Here is a 19,253-nt window from a genome sequence, read left to right as displayed (position 1 = left end):
AATTAATATGAGTTGATAGCATTATAGATATAGTAGGAGGAAATTATAAAATGACAACTGGTAAAATCACTGTAGAAAACGGAGTACTTAACGTACCGAACACAGCAATTATTCCTTTCATCGAAGGAGACGGGACTGGTCCTGACATTTGGGCATCAGCTTCACGCGTTCTAGAAGCAGCAGTTGAAAAAGCATATAATGGTGAAAAGAAAATTGAATGGAAAGAAGTACTTGCTGGTCAAAAAGCGTTTGATCAAACTGGCGAATGGTTACCACAAGAAACACTTGATGTAATCAATGAATATTTAATCGCTATTAAAGGACCTCTTACAACACCAATCGGTGGTGGTATTCGTTCTTTAAACGTAGCATTACGTCAAGAACTTGATTTATATACTTGCTTACGTCCAGTTCGTTATTTCACTGGTGTTCCTTCTCCAGTAAAACGTCCAGAAGATACTGATATGGTTATTTTCCGTGAAAATACAGAGGATATTTATGCCGGCATTGAGTATGCAAAAGGTTCGGATGAAGTGAAAAAGTTAATCAGCTTCCTTCAAAACGAAATGGGCGTTAATAAAATCCGTTTCCCTGAAACTTCAGGTATTGGTATTAAGCCAGTTTCTGAAGAAGGAACAAAACGTTTAGTTCGCGCTGCACTTAACTATGCTATTAAAGAAGGGCGCGAATCTTTAACACTTGTTCATAAAGGAAATATCATGAAGTTCACAGAAGGAGCTTTCAAAAATTGGGGCTATGAAGTTGCTGAGCAAGAATTCGGCGATAAAGTATTCACTTGGAACCAATACGATCAAATTAAAGACGAGCAAGGAACTGAAGCTGCAGACAAAGCACAAGCAGACGCACTTGCAGGTGGTAAAATCTTAGTAAAAGATTCAATCGCTGATATCTTCTTACAACAAATCTTAACTCGTCCAAAAGAGTTCGATGTAGTTGCTACAATGAACTTAAACGGAGATTATATTTCTGATGCATTAGCTGCTCAAGTTGGTGGTATTGGTATCGCTCCAGGAGCTAACATTAACTATGTAACTGGACATGCTATTTTCGAAGCAACTCACGGAACAGCTCCAAAATATGCTGGTCTTGATAAAGTAAATCCATCTTCTGTAATCCTTTCTGGTGTATTAATGCTTGAACACCTTGGTTGGACTGAAGCAGCAAAATTAATCATGGATTCAATGGAAAAAACTATTGCATCTAAAGTAGTAACTTATGATTTTGCTCGTCTAATGGACGGAGCAACAGAAGTTAAATGTTCTGAGTTCGGTGATGAATTGATCAAAAACATGTAATTTGTAAATGAATTTTGATTTTGAAGGAAGGGATTTTTCCCTTCCTTTTATCGTCATTCAGTAAAGTACCCCCACTTATTTGGGTGGTGAGATGAATTCGGTTTTGTTTACTGTTCAGTAGATGTTCAAAAGCCTACTGAACAAAGATAGAGCCTCTGGCGGATGTCACAGATTTCAAAAGGAGTCAGGGAAGGCAGTCTAAGATCGCTACGTCTTATCGTAACGACTGCAATGTCTTTCTGCTCGAGTCAAAATCTGGACGCAACTACGCCAAGGTGTAATTGATTTATACAAAAGGAGAGTTTTCTTATGACATTGAAAAGAAGTAAAATATCAGTAATCGGTGGCGGATTTACAGGTGCAACAACTGCTTTTCTACTTGCTCAAAAAGAACTTGGTGACATTGTATTAGTAGACATTCCACAAGCAGAAAATGCTACTAAAGGTAAAGCATTAGACATGGCACAAGCTGGGCCAGTACAAGGATTTGACGCAGACATCATAGGTACTTCTGACTATGAAGATACAAAAAATTCGGATTTAGTAATTATTACGGCGGGTATTGCCCGTAAACCAGGAATGAGCCGTGATGATTTAGTTCAAACAAACCAAAAAGTAATGAAAGCAGTAACAAGTGAAATTGTCAAATATTCGCCAAATACTACTATCATCGTATTAACCAATCCAGTTGATGCAATGACCTATACGGTTTATAAAGAGTCAGGTCTGCCAAAAGAACGCGTAATCGGACAATCTGGTGTACTGGATACAGCTCGTTTTCGTACGTTTGTCGCACGAGAGTTAAACTTATCTGTTAAAGATGTTACTGGTTTTGTTCTTGGCGGACATGGCGATGATATGGTTCCATTAGTAAGATACTCCTATGCCGGTGGTATTCCATTAGAAAATCTTATCGACGCTATCCGTCTAGAAGAAATTGTGGAACGCACTCGCAAAGGAGGAGCTGAAATCGTTAATCTTCTAGGTAATGGCTCAGCTTATTATGCTCCAGCAGCATCGTTAGTCGAAATGGCTGAAGCGATTCTGAAAGACCAAAAGCGTGTATTACCTTCTATTGCTTATTTAGAGGGTGAATATGGTATGGATGGTATATATCTTGGAGTTCCCACTATACTTGGTGCCGGTGGTATCGAGAAGATTGTTGAGCTTGAACTGACGGAAGAAGAACAGGGCTTACTAAGTAAATCTGCTGATTCTGTTAAAGCAGTTATGAATGTTTTAGCATAATTCACGATAATATTAATCGAGTGTGGGAAACCCGCTCGATTTTTTTTGTACTTATTGTTAAGATAGATATAGCTAATTGATGGGAGGATGAAATCTTGTTATTGGGAAAAATACAGAAAAAGGGTAAGAATATAAATGATTTAATTGTTGGTGAAAAATTAACAATTACTGAGAAAATAGAAGATAAGGATTTACTTCTATACTTAGGGTTAACAAATGATAATAATCCTTTATATATTCAGCATGATTTTGCTTCCAAAACAATCTATGAAAAGCCTATTGTCCCACCAATTATGTTAATGGGTATTATTACAGCTGCTATCTCTAAATACTTACCCGGTCCAGGAGCTTATATTACAAAGCAAAACATCAGCTTTTTAGCACCTGCTTATCACTATTCAACTTTAAAGTTTACGTTCGAAGTAATGGAGATTGATATAAGTTTAAATGAAATAGTAATTTCAGTTATTGCTAATAATGAACAAAATAATGCAGTATTAGCTGGTACTTTTTACGTTAATCCACCAGCAATCGAACAGTAAGTCGACATTTGAGGTCAAATGATTTGGAATGGGGGTTTCAAATCAACTTTGGAGGCAAAAAAATGAAAAAAGTATTAGTTGTGGATGATGAAAGCTCAATTGTAACATTATTAAAATATAATCTAGAGGATGCAGGTTTTGAGGTAATTACTGCATACGACGGTTTAGAAGGCTTGGATCGTGCAGTGGAGGAAAATCCGGATGTCATTGTGTTAGATTGGATGTTGCCACGTATGGACGGAATGGAAGTATGTAAGGAACTTCGACTCAAAAAAATTCAAACACCGATTATTATGCTTACTGCAAAAGACGAAGAGTTTGATAAAGTGCTCGGTCTTGAATTGGGTGCGGATGATTATATGACCAAACCGTTTAGCCCACGTGAGGTTACTGCTCGTGTGAAAGCTATGCTACGCCGTTCTAATATTTCTTCAGAGCATCAAATGAATGAAATAAAACCAAAAGAAGAAATGTATTCCTTTGGACCATTACAAATTTATCCAGAGCGATTTGAAGTCCTTTTAAATGAAGAGCCAATTGAGTTTACCCCGAAAGAATTTGAATTGCTTGTTTACTTAATTGAAAATAAAAATAGAGTACTTACACGCGACCAATTATTAAGCGCTGTCTGGAACTACGATTTTGCGGGAGATACGCGGATTGTGGATGTTCATGTTAGTCATTTACGAGATAAGATTGAAGAAAATAGTAGAAAGCCAATTTTCATTAAAACAATCAGAGGGCTAGGATATAAATTCGAGGAACCTAAATTGTAATGAAAAGATTTCAATCCAAAATATTACGAACGTACTCTATAGTAATTGGATTAATTTTAGCTAGTCTTGGTCTCGTTCTTGGGCAACTTTATCCTATTTTTGTTCATCATTCCACTGTTGTTTTAATAGACTCCAAAATGGAACAAATAGCTACAGATTTAGCTACAACAGAACTTTCAAAAGAAGAGCAATCGACTATAAAGCAAACACTAAATTCAACGCTTCAAAATACTGAAATGGCGAATGAACAACAATCACTTTGGTTATTTTTGTTTTTTATTTTATTCATCACTTTTCTTGTTGCTTTGTTTTTGGGAGCAAATATATTTAAAAAATATGCTCAACCAATAGAACATCTAACTGAAACCGCAATGGAACTTGCAAGGGGTAACTATCGTATTCGGGCATTTGAAGATGATTTCTCTGGTATGTCTACATTGAGCAATTCCATCAATATACTTGCACGTAATTTACATGATATTTCTGTGATGCGTGAAACGGAAAAAGAACGTTTAAAAACATTAATTGAAAACATGGGTAGTGCCTTAATCATGATTGATCGAAATGGATTAGTAACGATTGTGAATCGATCATTTTTAAAGCAATTGCAAATTTCATTTGAAAATATCGATGGGAAACTTTTTCGTAAAATAGGTCTTCCAGATAAGATAGAAGCTTTTATCGATAAGCTTTTTTTAACGGAATCCTCATCCCGTGAACAAATTCAGATTAAGCGAAATTTACATACTTATTATATGGATGCTTATGGGGCACCTGTAATTGGAGAACACGGAAGATGGCTAGGTATCGTTGTGGTAATGCATGATATCACAGAGCTTATTAAGTTAGAGCAAGTACGAAAAGATTTTGTTGCAAATGTTTCCCACGAACTCAAAACTCCGGTAACTTCTATTAAAGGATTTTCGGAAACATTACTTTATGGGGCTTACAAAAATGAGGATACATTGTTATCCTTTCTTGAAATTATTCATAAAGAAAGTAATCGATTGCAAATGCTTATTACCGATTTGCTGGACCTTTCCAAGGTGGAGCAAGTTGGGTATGAAGTGAATTTGAGTAATGTAAAATTGAAGGATGTATTGGATCGATGCATCGAGATGTCGACCCATCTCTTGGAAGAAAAAGAAATAGAATTGGCATTAGCGGTAGAAGACTCCGTAAAAGTTTTAGGAGACTCCAATCGTTTAATGCAAATTTTGATGAACTTAGTAACAAATGCAATTACGTATTCGCCTGATCATACTATTCTACATATTTCCATTTTCAAGGATAACAAGTATGGCATATTCCGAATTCAAGATGAAGGAATTGGAATTAGTAAAAAAGAGATTAGTCGAATATTTGAACGCTTTTATCGAGTGGATCGTGCAAGAAGTAGAAACTCAGGTGGTACAGGCTTAGGTCTTGCCATTGTGAAGCATCTAGTAGAAGCGCATCATGGGTTGATAGAAGTAGAAAGTGAAGTAGGAAAAGGTACATGTTTTACCGTGTACATTCCACTTGTGCAAAGTTAATGGAGGTAAATATGAATAACGAACCTTTTATCCCAATTATTGTGGGGACTGATATGAATGCTTATAATATGGCAATTTCATTTCATGAGGAATATAATATAAAACCAATTTTAGTCGGAAAGGAAGAAATGTCCTTTACGAAATGGAGTAGTGTCATTGATCATATTGAAATTCATCCGAATCTATGGGATAAAGCTGCGTTTGTCACAGTTTTAACGGAAGTGGCGATGAAATATAAAACGGCTGGAAAACAATTGTTGTTAATCGGCACAAACGATTTCTACGTCCGACTAATTATCGAAAATGCCAAAGCATTAAAAGAAATGTATGTATTTAACTATATGTCAGAAGAGTTGATGAACAATCTTCTCGTAAAGTCTAATTTTTATAAGCTGTGCGAGGAGCATGGCATTGATGCACCAAAAACATACTATTATTCTTGTGCCAAAAAGGAACCTTTTACAGAAGAGGTATTATTTCCATTAATCATTAAACCAAGTAATGGAGTTCAATATTACAAAAATAAATTTCCGGGTCAACAAAAAGTATATCGTGTAGAATCACACGAGGAACTAAATAATGTTATTAACAAAGTAAATGCAAGTGGATATAAGGAAGATTTAATCATTCAAGATTATATTCCTGGTGATGATACGTATATGTGGGATTCTGTATTTTATATGAATTCAAAGGGGAAAGCGCAGTTAAGTACGTTTGCACAGGTTGTGTTACAGGAGCATACAGTTACTGCAATCGGAAACTATACGGCGCTAATCACGAGATATAACGAAGAATTGATGCTTAAGCTTCAACATTTTTTAGAAGCAGTAGGGTATGTTGGATTTGCTAACTTCGATTTGAAGTATGATGAACGCGATGGTAAATTTAAAGTGTTTGAAGTCAATATTCGTCAAGGGCGCTCCAGTTATTATACGACAGCTCTTGGACATAATATGGCAAGATATTTTGTCGATGACGTCATTTATAATAAAGCAAAACCGCTAACATTATTAGATGAGCATTATTTGTTTACCGTAGTCCCTAAAATTGTCTTAAAGAAGTTTGTTGATAATAAAGAAATTCAAAGAGAAATAAGACATCTATTAAGAACGGGAAAATGGGGAAATCCCATGTTTTATAAAAAAGATACGAGTTTTATGAGAAAGTTGTATTTAATTGCTCGCCAGTTTAATTATTATAAAAAATACAAAAATAATAATTGGTAAAGTAAAATTTACAATATATTCATCATAGATTTACAATCGTCTGTTACATTTAAATAGACCCCTTTTCCAAACGATTTACCTGAAAAAGCTAGCTCTTCGCTAGCTTTTTTCAAATGTTAAAAAATAATTTTATAGCAAACGCAAAAGTTTAATTTAAGCAAATACAAAAACTCCTGCAAACAACTGTTATAATCAACTTGTTTATCCCGCATAAACGGGCAGTAAGACTCCCACTTCAAGATTGAAGAAAAGCGAAAAGATAAGTGGAGATCAACTGCCCGTAAAAGCCCGATGAAATGATCCCAGACTAAGTACGCAACATCGTGTTGCTCCTGCGCAAAGCTCGTCGCAAAATAAAAGAGCGTTTGCAACGTCTGTGTGACCCACATCCTGTGGGACACAACTAACAATCAGTGGGGATGACGGGGACTAAAAGCGCGACATCCATGTCGCACCGTCCCCACTAGCACGTCCTGTGCGTCGAAAAACCCCCACTGATTGAAGTTTCACTTTATTTAATTGGTGCATTATTAATAAGTGACAAAGCTTTGTTCACTTCAAATATTTTACCTCGAATATTAGTGATACCGAAACTTGTTAAACGAGCTGAATGCATATCTAAATATTTTTCAGCATCTTCTTTCGTTTCGAATAAGTATATCCCACCAGCTTCCTTAGCAGCCGCATCCTCTGTCCAAATCTTCCAAATCACACCTGGCTCTTCATTAATACTATTTGCTAAGTCAGCGAACCCCTTTGACATCTCTTCACCGAATGGGCCATCCATTATAAAATCTACTTGTAATAAATATTTCATGTCTAACTCTCCTTTGGTTTTAATGATAAGAATAATATCATACATACAAAAAATAATACCCCATATTGCTCATTGCGGTGCCGAGCTTCCACAAACGAACCTTTTTCAGTATAGTTTTTTTATTTTTGAAACCAAAAGAGGGGGTATTCCGTAAAAGGATTATACATATAGAAAGGGGAAATATGATGAGTACAAAGAGATTAATATCCATCATTGTTGCATCAATCCTAGGAATTATTTTATTATCTGCTGTATTTACGTCCTGGTACACAGTTGATGAATCAGAACAAGCAATCGTTATTACATTTGGAGAAGCAGGAGAACCAATTACAGAATCAGGGTTGAAATTTAAAATGCCTTGGCCAATTCAAAAAGTAGAAAAACTGTCTAAAGAAACGTTCAGTCTGCAATTTGGATATAAACAAGCAGCCGACGGGGAAATAGAATCTTTTGATAAAGATACAAAAATGATCACGGGAGACGATAATATTGTCTTAACCGATTTAGTTGTACAATGGAAAATTACTGATCCAAAAGCGTACCTATTTAACTCCGAAAGTCCACAAGATTTACTGCATGATGCAACGTCCGCCTCTATTCGCTCGATAATTGGGAACTCCAAAATCGACGATGCCTTAACGTCCGGAAAAGCACAAATTGAAGCAGATACTGTTGAACTATTAGGTTCTTTAATAGACAAATATGACATTGGAATAACCGTACTTACTGTAAAGCTACAAGATGTAGAGCTACCAAATGCAGAAGTTCGAGCTGCTTTTACTGCTGTAACAGATGCAGAGGAAACGAAAAATACTAAAGTAAACCAAGCAGAAAAATATATGAACCAAAAGATGAGTGAAGCTGAAGGGGAAAAGGATGCAATCATTTCGGAAGCAACTGGATATAAAACGGCTCGTATCCAGCAAGCACTCGGAGATGTGGAGTTATTTAATAAACTTTACGTTGAATATGCAGACAATAAAGAAATCACGAGACAGCGACTTGTGATGGAAACACTCGATGCAGTATTACCGAATGCCCAAATTTATATTATGAATGATGATGGTGGAACGATGAAGTATCTGCCGCTCCAATCATTGGAATCTAATAAACAAACACCACCACCAGCAACCACTGAAACAGAAGAAGGGAGTGGGCAATAATGGCGGATAACAATAATCCATTTTCAAATCTTGAAGAAAAATTTAATGCGATGCAAAAGAAAAAGAAGCCACAAAAAGAAAAAACACCAGTCGATTACAAAAAATATACAAAGCCATTTATCGGTATTTTTATAACATTCGTTGTTATTATAATAGCACTTGCAAATATCTATGTCGTAAAGGAAGGCGAGTTTAGAGTAGTTCGACAGTTTGGAGAGATTAAAGACATTAAAAATACACCAGGATTGCATATGAAAATACCATTCATACAAAGTGTTACAACCATTCCAAAACATCAAATGAACTATAAATTATCAGAAGCAGAGATCAACACGAAAGATAAACGTCGGATTATCATTGACAATTATGCGGTTTGGCGTGTTGTAAATGCAAAAGAAATGATTTCGAATGCTGGTAACTTGATAAATGCAGGCTCTCGTATGGAAGAATTCATCTATTCAGTCGTACGATCAGAGCTTGGTCAACTAGAATATAGTGAGATTATTAATGATGAAAATTCTTCCCGAGGAAGTTTAAATGATCAAATTACAACACATGTAAATGAATTACTTAAAAAAGATAAATACGGTATTGAAGTAATAGATGTACGTATAAAACGTACAGACTTACCGGAAGAAAATGAGCAATCCGTTTACAATGAAATGATTTCTGAGAGACAAAGTATTGCACAAAAGTTTTTATCTACAGGTGATGCAGACAAACGACGTATTGAAGCGGATACAGATCGTCAAGTAAAAGAAATGCTTGCGACCGCCAAAAAAGATGCTGCAATGATTGCTGCAGAAGGCGATGCAGAAGCTGCCAAAATTTACAATCAAAGTTTCTCTAAAGATCCAGAGTTCTATTCTCTTTACCGGACACTAGAATCTTACAAGCGAACAATTGGTGAGGATTCGATGATTATCATCCCGTCTGATTCTCCTTATGCGAAAATTCTTTCTGGTTACTTAGAATAGTATATCCCGCATTAACGGGCAGTAAGACCACCACTTCCAGATTTAAGAGAAGCGAAAAGATAAGTGGAGGATCAACTGCCCGTAAAAGCCCGATTGGTTCAACTAACAATCAGTAATGGATGGCGCAGACTTAAAAATACGATGGCCATGTCGCAACGTTCTCACTTGCACGACCTGAAAACCTCCACTGATTGGAGTTTCACCTTATGAATCGTCATTCCCCTTACTATCATGGTAAGATATAGGGAATGACGATTTTTTTTATTTTGAGGGAGTGAATGGAATGTCCAACGAAAAAATACTTTTATTGGATGGGAATAGTCTCGCATACCGAGCTTTCTTTGCTTTACCATTATTATCAAATGAACACGGCATACACACAAATGCCGTATATGGTTTTACATTAATGCTACAAAAAATTATGGATGAGGAAAATCCAACACATATGCTTGTTGCGTTTGATGCAGGCAAAACGACTTTCCGTCACTCTACTTTTGGAGAGTATAAAGGTGGAAGACAGAAAACACCACCTGAGCTTTCCGAACAATTCCCTTACGTTCGAAAATTAATCGATGCATACGGGATTAAACGATATGAATTGGAAATGTATGAAGCGGACGATATTATTGGGACACTAAGTAAACAAGCGGATGCAAAAGGTCAACAAGTGGTCATTGTTTCAGGAGACAAAGACTTGACGCAGCTAGCAACGGACCGTACGACTGTATATATTACCCGAAAAGGTATTACAGACATTGAAAAATATACACCTGCACATATAGAAGAAAAGTACGGGCTTACTCCACAACAAATTATTGATATGAAGGGGCTCATGGGGGATGCTTCCGATAATATTCCAGGTGTACCAGGTGTCGGAGAAAAAACAGCGATTAAACTATTAAAAGAACATGGTTCTGTAGAAAAGCTTTATGAGGCATTAGACGCTGTTAGTGGAGCGAAATTAAAAGAAAAACTAGTTGCAAATGAAGAACAAGCGAAAATGAGTAAAATACTTGCGACAATTGAAACGAGTGCTCCAATTGAAGTAACACTTGATGATCTGACATACAATGGACCTAATATGGAAGAGGTAGTAGAGATTTGGAAAGAGCTGTCCTTTAAAACACTATTAGAGAAATCTGATTTCGTCGCGGAAGAACAAGAGACTGCTGAAATGAATTATCAAGTGTTAGAAGAAGTAGATGCTTCCCTTTTAAAAGACCAAATGGCTGTTCATTTTGAAATGTATGATGAACAATATCATACAAGTGAATTATTAGGAATCGCTTTTTCAGACGGTGAGGATTCGTATTTTATCCAAGGGGCCAAAGCATTTCAATCCGATGCATTTTGTGCTTGGCTAGAGGATAACGAAAAACATAAATTTTTATCGGATTCGAAAGCTACACAAGCAGTAAGTAGAAAACATGGCATTAGTATCCAAGGAGCAGAATTTGATCTGCTATTAGCAGCTTATATTGTCAACCAATCTATTTCTTCTGGAGATGTATCGACACTTGCAAAAGAATTCGGAAACTTTAATGTTTGGACAGATGAGAGCGTCTATGGAAAAGGTGCGAAAAAATCAACACCGGAACTAGAGAAGCTCGCTGAACATGCTGCACGAAAAGCGCAAGCAATATGGCAACTAAGACCGACGTTAGAAGAAAAGCTGAAGGAAAATGAACAGTACGAGCTATACAAAGAATTAGAATTACCACTTGCATCTATTCTAGGAACAATGGAATCTGACGGGGTAAAAGTGGATAAACAAATACTTGTCGAGATGGGACATGACTTAGAAGTGAAGCTTCAATCCATTGAGCAAGATATATTCGCGCTGGCAGGGGAGAAATTTAATATTAATTCTCCGAAACAATTAGGCGTGATATTGTTTGAAAAAATAGGGTTAACCCCTATAAAGAAAACAAAAACAGGTTACTCCACAGCAGCTGATGTATTAGAAAAGTTAGCTGGAGAGCATGAAATTATTGAACAAATTCTTCTTTATCGCCAATTAGGAAAGTTAAATTCAACATATATTGAAGGATTATTAAAAGAAATCCACGAAGCAGATGGAAAAATCCATACACGTTATCAGCAAGCGCTAACTTCAACAGGGCGACTAAGCTCTATTAACCCGAACCTGCAAAATATACCGGTACGTTTAGAAGAAGGTAGAAAAATTCGAAAAGCATTTGTCCCATCGCAACCTGATTGGGTAATGTTTGCAGCGGATTATTCACAAATCGAGCTTCGTGTGCTTGCGCATATGTCGGAAGATAAAAACTTAGTGGAAGCTTTTATTAATGATTTGGATATTCATACGAAAACGGCAATGGATGTTTTCCATGTAGATGCAGAAAATGTGACTTCGGACATGCGTCGCGCTGCAAAAGCAGTAAACTTCGGTATTGTGTACGGGATTAGTGATTATGGTTTATCGCAAAGCTTGGATATAACGAGAAAAGAAGCAGCCATATTTATTGAGCAATATTTAAATAGTTTCCCTGGTGTAAAAGAATATATGGATGATATTGTACGAGAAGCAAAACAAAAGGGATTTGTTACGACGATATTAAATAGAAGAAGATATTTGCCTGAAATTACGAGTTCTAATTTTAATCTAAGAAGCTTTGCTGAGCGTACTGCGATGAACACGCCAATTCAAGGAAGTGCAGCAGATATTATAAAAAAAGCGATGATCGATATGGCACAGCGTTTAAAGGATGAGAAAATGCAAACGAAGATGCTTTTACAAGTGCATGATGAGTTAATTTTCGAGGCACCAAAAGAAGAAATTGCATTACTTGAAAAAATTGTACCCGAAGTAATGGATACTGCGATTAAATTGCTCGTACCATTAAAAGTCGATTATGCATTCGGTTCTTCTTGGTACGAAACGAAGTAAGGAGTTTTTGAATATGCCTGAATTACCCGAGGTAGAAGGAGTCGTCCGGTCGTTAAGACCGATTGCGACAGGCAAGACAATTCAATCTGTAGACGTTTCCGAAACAATTATTACATCTAAAGCCAATGGCAAAGAGGCGATCATTAAAGGGGCAGACGTAGATGTATTCAAAGAAGCACTACCTCAAATGACGATTGAAAGAATAGATAGACGTTCTAAATATATTTATTTTCATTTGGTGAAAGATGGGATCCCTCATTTACTCGTTTCGCATTTGGGGATGTCTGGAGCTTGGTTCTACGTTCGTAACTTGCATGAAATTGAAGAAGAAAAATTTAAACGGCATTCGCATGTCATATTCCACTTGGAGGAAGGTGACATGCTTGTATATGCTGATATTAGACGATTCGGAGAGCTTCGTTTATTAGAGAGTGAAGCAGATCATCCACCATTGTTGTTAATGGCTCCAGAGCCTTTTGACCAGGACGCTTTAGATCATTATTTGGCGATGAGTATTTTACCAAAATATGAAAATAAAGCGATAAAGGAATTTATCATGGATGGCCATGTCGTTTCGGGCTGTGGAAATATTTATGCGACAGAGGCATTATTTCGATTAAGAATGCATCCCGCACGAAAAGTGAAACGAATCAGCAAGGAAAGAAAAATACAATTATTCAATGAGATTGTCATTGTACTTCTTGATAGTATCGAAAATGGAGGTAGTACGATCTCCGATTATCGTTCCATCAATGGAGAAGCAGGCAATATGCAAAACAGATTACAAATGTATGGAAAAAAGAATTGTCCTATTTGTGGTCGAAAAACGTTGCAAAAAACGATAGGTGGTAGAACATCAACTTATTGTGGTGCATGTCAGAAATAACGGAGGATTGTTATGATCATAGGTTTAACTGGAAGTATTGCAAGTGGGAAAAGTACCGTTTCCAATATGTTAAAGGAATTAGGATACCCAATTGTGGATGCAGATGTTGTAGCCCGTGTAGTCGTTGAAAAAGGAACGGAAACACTGAAAACGATAGAGGAAGCATTTGGCCAAGAAGTAATTGCAGATGACGGTTCCTTAAACCGCGGAAAACTAGGTGACATTATTTTTTCTAGTCCTTCCAAGCGGAAACAACTTAATGATATTATCCATCCTGCAATTCGTGCAGAAATGCTCAGGCAAAAAGAAGAGCTAAAAAAAGTGGGTCATCCAACCATAATCATGGATATCCCATTATTATTTGAAAGTAGACTGCAATCGTATGTAGAGAAAATATTGGTCGTAACCGTTACAGAAGAAACGCAATTGGAACGATTAATGGCAAGAAATAATTTTACGCTAGAAGAAGCGAAATCAAGAATCCAATCACAGCTCCCATTATCTATTAAAGAAAAAGAAGCAGATGCAGTTATTTATAATAATGGAACATTGGAATACACAGAACAACAACTAAAAAAAATCTTAAGCGATTGGAATGTGTTAATCGTGTAGCATTAAAAACCGAAAACGACTCGAAAAACGAGTTGTTTTCGTTTTTTTTGAGAAAATTTTTAGCTACTTTACTTATTGAACAGGGATAAATAACCCAATTACAAATAAAAATATCTTTCTTTTAATTTAGTGCTACATGATTCGTATAATGTGTTATACTAATTACAAGTTGTAAATATAAAGTATCACACAGTTACAGGAGGATTTTTCACATGACAGCTTCAATTGCAATTAATGGTTTTGGACGTATTGGACGAATGGTGTTTCGCCAAGCGATAGTACAGGAAGAGTTAAATGTTGTCGCAATTAATGCAAGATACCCTTTAGAAACATTAGCGCACTTAATAAAATATGACTCTACACATGGTACTTTTTCAGGAGAAGTAAAAATAGAAGAAAATGCGCTTGTTGTAAATGGCAAACGAGTTCAAATTGTGAATGATCGTGATCCAGCGAATCTTCCTTGGAAAGAATTAAATGTCGACATCGTAATTGAGTCAACAGGAAAATTCAATGATGGTGAAAAAGCTAGTGCTCATTTAGCGGCTGGAGCGAAAAAAGTAATTATCACTGCTCCTGCCAAAAACGAAGATGCCACTATTGTGATGGGTGTAAATGACGATAAATTAGATTTAGAAAGTCAGGATATTATTTCTAACGCAAGTTGTACGACAAATTGTTTAGCACCTGTTGCAAAAGTATTAAATGATACGTTTGGTATCGAAAATGGATTAATGACAACAGTTCACGCATACACAAATGATCAAAATAATCTAGATAATCCACATAAGGATTTAAGACGTGCGCGTTCATGTGGGCAATCTATCATCCCAACATCCACTGGTGCAGCAAAAGCGCTTACATTGGTGTTGCCAGAGTTAGAAGGGAAAATTCATGGTATGGCACTTCGTGTACCTACTCCAAATGTTTCTTTAGTTGACTTAGTCGTAGATGTTCAAAGAGATGTAACTGTGGAAGAAGTAAATGCGGCATTTATAAAAGCTTCTGAAGGATCTATGAAAGGAATCTTAGGCTTTACAACTGAGCCACTAGTTTCGATTGACTTTAATACGTCTACTCTTTCCTCTACAGTAGATGGATTAACTACAATGGTTATTGGTGATCGTAAAGTAAAAGTTCTAGCATGGTATGATAACGAGTGGGGTTATTCTGCACGTGTAGTTGATTTGACGAAAAAAGTAGCGTCTGGTCTTAAAGTAGGTTCGAGTTTATAAGATCAAAAAATCCTCTTTCTATGTTTTTAGAAAGAGGATTTTTTATTTGTTGCTTATTTTATCAATACATCATATAATGATAATCGTGTACTTCACGTACATGGACTACTTAAAGGGTTAGGACCTCTTTGGACTAACTTTCCCCCGTGGTAGTCAACTTTGATTGTTAAATTTTAAACTAAAACTTATCAAAGGGGGAAACGGACATTGGAAACAATGGGACGTCACATTATTGCAGAACTATGGGAATGCGATTTCGACAAACTTAACGATATGCAATTTATCGAGCAAACATTTGTTGATGCTGCACTTAAGTCTGGTGCGGAAGTCAGAGAAGTTGCATTTCACAAATTTGCACCACAAGGTGTAAGTGGAGTCGTTATAATTTCCGAATCACATTTAACGATTCACAGCTTTCCAGAGCATGGTTATGCGAGCATTGATGTGTATACATGTGGTGATTTAGATCCATCAATTGCTGCTAATCATATTGCAGATGCTCTTAATGCTGGAATACGCGAAACGATTGAAATGCCTCGTGGTATGGGTCCAGTTAATGTACCTAAGTCGCGCATGACAGTTCAAGCGTAATAACTTAGCCGAGATGACTTAGCAGAGGAAGCGATTCCTCTGCTTTTTCGATTTTAACTTGCTTCAGCAGAGAGCTTAATCTCCCTGCTGAAGCAAGTTAAAGCCACCGGCGGATGTCACAAATTTTGAACAGAGTTTAGGACGGCAACCTAAGTTCGGAGCGTCCTGAGGGCATAAACACAATTCAAAATTTGGACACAATTAAGCCAAGTCGCAATTGATAAGAGATTATTGTTATAATAGATATACAAATTAATGTAAGGAATTAGGTGAGACAAATATGAGATGTCCAACTTGTCAATATAATGGTACGAAAGTAGTCGATTCTAGACCTGTTGACGATAATAAGGCGATTAGAAGAAGACGAGAGTGCGAGGATTGTGGGTTTAGATTTACCACATTTGAAAAGGTGGAAGAAACCCCTTTAATCGTCGTGAAAAAAGATGGTTCGCGGGAAGAATTTAGCCGTGAAAAAATACTTCGTGGTCTGATACGTGCATGTGAGAAAAGACCAGTTGCACTTGATCAACTAGAAGATATCGTGTTTTCAATTGAAAAAGAATTACGAAGAACAGGAAATTCCGAAGTGAAATCGGAGGAAGTTGGCGAAAAAGTGATGGACAAGCTTGCAGAAGTAGATGAAGTGGCTTATGTTCGATTCGCTTCTGTCTATCGTCAATTCAAAGATATAACAGTCTTTATAGAAGAATTAAAAGAAATCATAAAAAAGAATCCAACATTATAAGCAGCAAGAGAGTAGGTGCAAACGTTGATGTTATATAAAGAGCTTCAGCCAGCAGACATGTATATGATTCGCTTGCCATATTCTTTTTCGGATTATGATCGCCAGTTATTAACACTATTGTATCAACCATTAGTTGGTGCAGAGAGTATTAGCCTGTACTTAACGCTATGGGCCGATGGAGAAGCACAAAATAACGAGCAATCGCCTCATTATCAGCTCATGAACGTTTTAGGTGTTTCTATCGGTAAAATTTTTCAAGCGAGAATTGCGTTAGAAGCAATTGGCCTACTTCGTACTTGGCAAAAATCAGAGAATGATGGCCGTGTCTTTTATTATGAATTAACTGCACCACTTGATGCAGAGTCCTTTTTAAAAGATCCATTATTGTCAATGTTTCTGTTAGGCAAAATTGGGGAAAATGCATATAAACAATTACGGAGTCGCTTTATTCAACCTACTAACTGGAATGACGGATTTACAGATGTTTCTCGAACGTTCATGGACGTATTTAAACCATCTTCCAAAACAGGGAATGCTGTATCTTATGCAGACGATTTTCAATCTAAGAAAAGAATGGAGTCTTTGCCTTTTTATTTCGATCAATTTGATTTTGCTTTATTACAGGAAGGGCTGTCGGAACAACTTGTTCCAAAGTCAGCGATGACGATAGAAGCAAAAGAAGTAATCGCCAAACTAGCTTTTTTATACAACTTACATCCAGTAGAGATGCAAAAAGTAGTCATACTTGCATTAGATGATGAACTACATCTCTCCGAAGCAAGATTAAAAAAAGCGTGTGCTGATTACTATAAACTAACTGTTTCTAAAACTGCCCCCGTTATGGAGAAAATCGAACAATCGGCTAAAGCAGTTCCTGAAAAGAGCCAACCCTTATCGAAAGAAGAAGAACTTATCCATTATTTAGAAACGACAGCTCCAGCAGTTGTATTAAAGGATATTGCGAACGGCAAAGAACCAATTTTAGCAGATGTCCAATTAGCCAATCATTTTGTTACCCACTTTAAAATGCCAATTGGTGTTGTGAATGTGCTATTGCAATATGTGTTGCTTCGTACGGATATGAAACTAACAAAAAACTATGCTGAAAAAATTGCTTCTCACTGGATAAGAAAAGATGTAAAAACAGCCAAACAGGCGATGGAGCTTGCAAGAAGTGAACATGAGCAATATATAAAATGGAAAAGTGAAGGATCCAAACAGAAATCCTATACGAAAAAGCCAGTGCGCGAAGAAAAAGTACCGGATTGGTTTTATAAAAAAGATGAGGAAACGAAACAATCCGGGGAAAAAACCAATGGTATTCAAGACATAGATCAAGAAAGACAAAAGCTATTAGCAGATTTGAATGCATTGAAGAGGTAGGTGGAAATAATGGAACGTATTAATGAAACGTTAAAAAGAATGGTTCAAACACCAGAATTCTCATCAAGGCTAGATGAAATGAAAAAAGAAGTGTTAGAAGATTCAGGTGTGCAAAAGTTTTTAGAAGAAAACGCGGGGGATATATCAAAACGAATCGTAGATCGGGGCTTGAGTAAATTATACGAATATAAGTCGCAATCCCATGACTGTGGTTCTTGTGAATCCCTTGAGCTTTGCATGAATGTTATGAAAGGCTATGAGCCTAAATTAGTTTTAGAGCGTGGCCTAATCGGTTTAGAATATGTTCGTTGTCAACGAGGAATAATCGAGGATGAACGCAGAAAAGTGACTTCTATGATTAATAGCATTCATATGCCAAAAGAGGTTATGGAAGCGCGTCTTAGGGATGTTGATGTGAATGATGGAAGTAGAGTGGTTGCTGTTCGTGCAGCAGTTGACTTTCTAGAGGAACTAAATCGAACCAATACATTACCGAAGAAAGGGCTTTATATTCATGGTAAGTTTGGTGTTGGGAAATCCTATCTTCTAGGGGCCTTGGCAAACGAGTTGGCAGTAAAGCATATCCATTCTGTAGTAGTTTACGTTCCTGAATTTTTGCGTGAAATGAAACAAGCGATTCAAGATCATTCGCTATCCGAAAAAATAGAGTTCGTCAAAAAAGCCCCTGTATTAATGTTAGATGATCTTGGTGCCGAAGTAATGTCCAGCTGGACGAGAGATGAGATACTAGGAACAATCTTACATTACCGAATGTCGGAACAGCTTCCTACATTTATAACATCTAACTTCAATTATTCTGAGTTAGAGTATCATTTGTCCGTTACACAACGTGGGGAAAAAGAAGTGGTGAAAGCTGGACGAATTATGGAGCGCATTCGTGCACTTACAATTCCCATTTCTCTGCAAGGAAAGAATTGGAGAGAAGAATAACCTTCTACAATGACTTGCAAATGCACATGGTGTGGAGTATAATCATTTTCATAAGAATAAGTAAATGCATTGAAGAGGACAATAATCAGTTTGTACGACTTTTTAGAGAGAGAAGCCTGGGCTGGAAGCTTCTTAAGTACCGGCAATCGATTTACCACCTCCGAGCAGTAACTGTGAATACATACTCTAGCAGTTTACCGGTCACCGGCCCGTTAGCCGATGCAGAGCTTCGTCTACTTTTGTTTTTAGTAGACAGAAGAAGGGTGGAACCACGATTTGAACCTCGTCCCTTTTTAGGGATGAGGTTTTTTTGCGTTTTCCGATACATAATTTAAAAGG

17 protein-coding genes are annotated in these 19,253 nt (G+C 36.8%); 16 read left to right on the top strand and 1 reads right to left on the bottom strand.

The annotated features are described in order from the left end of the window. Positions 1–50 precede the first annotated feature (50 nt). From icd to FG382_RS10060, 6 genes are all read left to right on the top strand, one after another. The gene (gene icd / locus FG382_RS10085) at positions 51–1,316 is read left to right on the top strand and encodes an NADP-dependent isocitrate dehydrogenase (protein ID WP_142538778.1); all 1,266 of its coding nucleotides are present in this window, start codon (positions 51–53) and stop codon (positions 1,314–1,316) included. Between the two features lie 309 nt (positions 1,317–1,625). Then, positions 1,626–2,564, top strand: coding sequence for a malate dehydrogenase (mdh, locus tag FG382_RS10080; protein WP_142538777.1), 939 nt, complete (start codon positions 1,626–1,628; stop codon positions 2,562–2,564). 95 nt (positions 2,565–2,659) lie between these two features. Continuing rightward, positions 2,660–3,106, top strand: a complete 447-nt coding sequence (locus FG382_RS10075) for a MaoC/PaaZ C-terminal domain-containing protein (protein WP_142538776.1) — start codon at positions 2,660–2,662, stop codon at positions 3,104–3,106. Between the two features lie 62 nt (positions 3,107–3,168). Beyond that, positions 3,169–3,882, top strand: a complete 714-nt coding sequence (locus tag FG382_RS10070; RefSeq protein WP_142538775.1) for a response regulator transcription factor — start codon at positions 3,169–3,171, stop codon at positions 3,880–3,882. Next, the gene (gene pnpS / locus FG382_RS10065) at positions 3,882–5,417 is read left to right on the top strand and encodes a two-component system histidine kinase PnpS (protein WP_142538774.1); all 1,536 of its coding nucleotides are present in this window, start codon (positions 3,882–3,884) and stop codon (positions 5,415–5,417) included. The genes FG382_RS10070 and pnpS overlap by 1 nt, the downstream gene beginning before the upstream one ends. Before the next feature lie 11 nt (positions 5,418–5,428). Then, positions 5,429–6,643: a carboxylate--amine ligase gene (locus FG382_RS10060; RefSeq protein WP_142538773.1), complete on the top strand. Its 1,215-nt coding sequence runs from the start codon at positions 5,429–5,431 to the stop codon at positions 6,641–6,643. A 511-nt stretch (positions 6,644–7,154) separates the two neighbouring features. Here the strand turns inward: FG382_RS10060 and FG382_RS10055 are convergent. After that, positions 7,155–7,460 (bottom strand): monooxygenase, encoded by a 306-nt coding sequence (locus FG382_RS10055; protein WP_142538772.1) that lies wholly within the window; start codon positions 7,458–7,460, stop codon positions 7,155–7,157. 185 nt (positions 7,461–7,645) lie between these two features. Here FG382_RS10055 and hflK point away from each other — a divergent pair, with 185 nt between their 5' ends. From hflK to dnaI, 10 genes are all read left to right on the top strand, one after another. Continuing rightward, positions 7,646–8,623 (top strand): FtsH protease activity modulator HflK, encoded by a 978-nt coding sequence (gene hflK, locus FG382_RS10050; protein ID WP_188713334.1) that lies wholly within the window; start codon positions 7,646–7,648, stop codon positions 8,621–8,623. Next, positions 8,623–9,600, top strand: coding sequence for a protease modulator HflC (gene hflC, locus FG382_RS10045; RefSeq protein WP_142538770.1), 978 nt, complete (start codon positions 8,623–8,625; stop codon positions 9,598–9,600). Before hflK ends, hflC begins: the two co-directional genes overlap by 1 nt. Before the next feature lie 283 nt (positions 9,601–9,883). Next, complete coding sequence (polA, locus tag FG382_RS10040; protein WP_142538769.1) at positions 9,884–12,511, top strand: DNA polymerase I; 2,628 nt, start codon at positions 9,884–9,886, stop codon at positions 12,509–12,511. Positions 12,512–12,524: 13 nt separating this feature from the next. Beyond that, the gene (mutM, locus tag FG382_RS10035; protein ID WP_142538768.1) at positions 12,525–13,397 is read left to right on the top strand and encodes a bifunctional DNA-formamidopyrimidine glycosylase/DNA-(apurinic or apyrimidinic site) lyase; all 873 of its coding nucleotides are present in this window, start codon (positions 12,525–12,527) and stop codon (positions 13,395–13,397) included. A 12-nt stretch (positions 13,398–13,409) separates the two neighbouring features. Continuing rightward, positions 13,410–14,009: a dephospho-CoA kinase gene (gene coaE / locus FG382_RS10030; RefSeq protein WP_142538767.1), complete on the top strand. Its 600-nt coding sequence runs from the start codon at positions 13,410–13,412 to the stop codon at positions 14,007–14,009. Positions 14,010–14,221: 212 nt separating this feature from the next. Continuing rightward, positions 14,222–15,244 (top strand): glyceraldehyde-3-phosphate dehydrogenase, encoded by a 1,023-nt coding sequence (locus tag FG382_RS10025; RefSeq protein ID WP_142538766.1) that lies wholly within the window; start codon positions 14,222–14,224, stop codon positions 15,242–15,244. 207 nt (positions 15,245–15,451) lie between these two features. Then, positions 15,452–15,835, top strand: coding sequence for an adenosylmethionine decarboxylase (speD, locus tag FG382_RS10020; protein WP_142538765.1), 384 nt, complete (start codon positions 15,452–15,454; stop codon positions 15,833–15,835). 280 nt (positions 15,836–16,115) lie between these two features. After that, positions 16,116–16,580 (top strand): transcriptional regulator NrdR, encoded by a 465-nt coding sequence (gene nrdR / locus FG382_RS10015; protein ID WP_142538764.1) that lies wholly within the window; start codon positions 16,116–16,118, stop codon positions 16,578–16,580. Between the two features lie 27 nt (positions 16,581–16,607). Further along, positions 16,608–17,963: a replication initiation and membrane attachment family protein gene (locus FG382_RS10010; RefSeq protein WP_142538883.1), complete on the top strand. Its 1,356-nt coding sequence runs from the start codon at positions 16,608–16,610 to the stop codon at positions 17,961–17,963. Positions 17,964–17,972: 9 nt separating this feature from the next. Beyond that, the gene (gene dnaI / locus FG382_RS10005; protein WP_142538763.1) at positions 17,973–18,914 is read left to right on the top strand and encodes a primosomal protein DnaI; all 942 of its coding nucleotides are present in this window, start codon (positions 17,973–17,975) and stop codon (positions 18,912–18,914) included. Positions 18,915–19,253 lie beyond the last annotated feature (339 nt).

This window comes from Psychrobacillus lasiicapitis (genome assembly GCF_006861795.1).
Classification (GTDB): domain Bacteria; phylum Bacillota; class Bacilli; order Bacillales_A; family Planococcaceae; genus Psychrobacillus; species Psychrobacillus lasiicapitis.
This window is presented reverse-complemented; position numbering and strand designations above follow the sequence as displayed.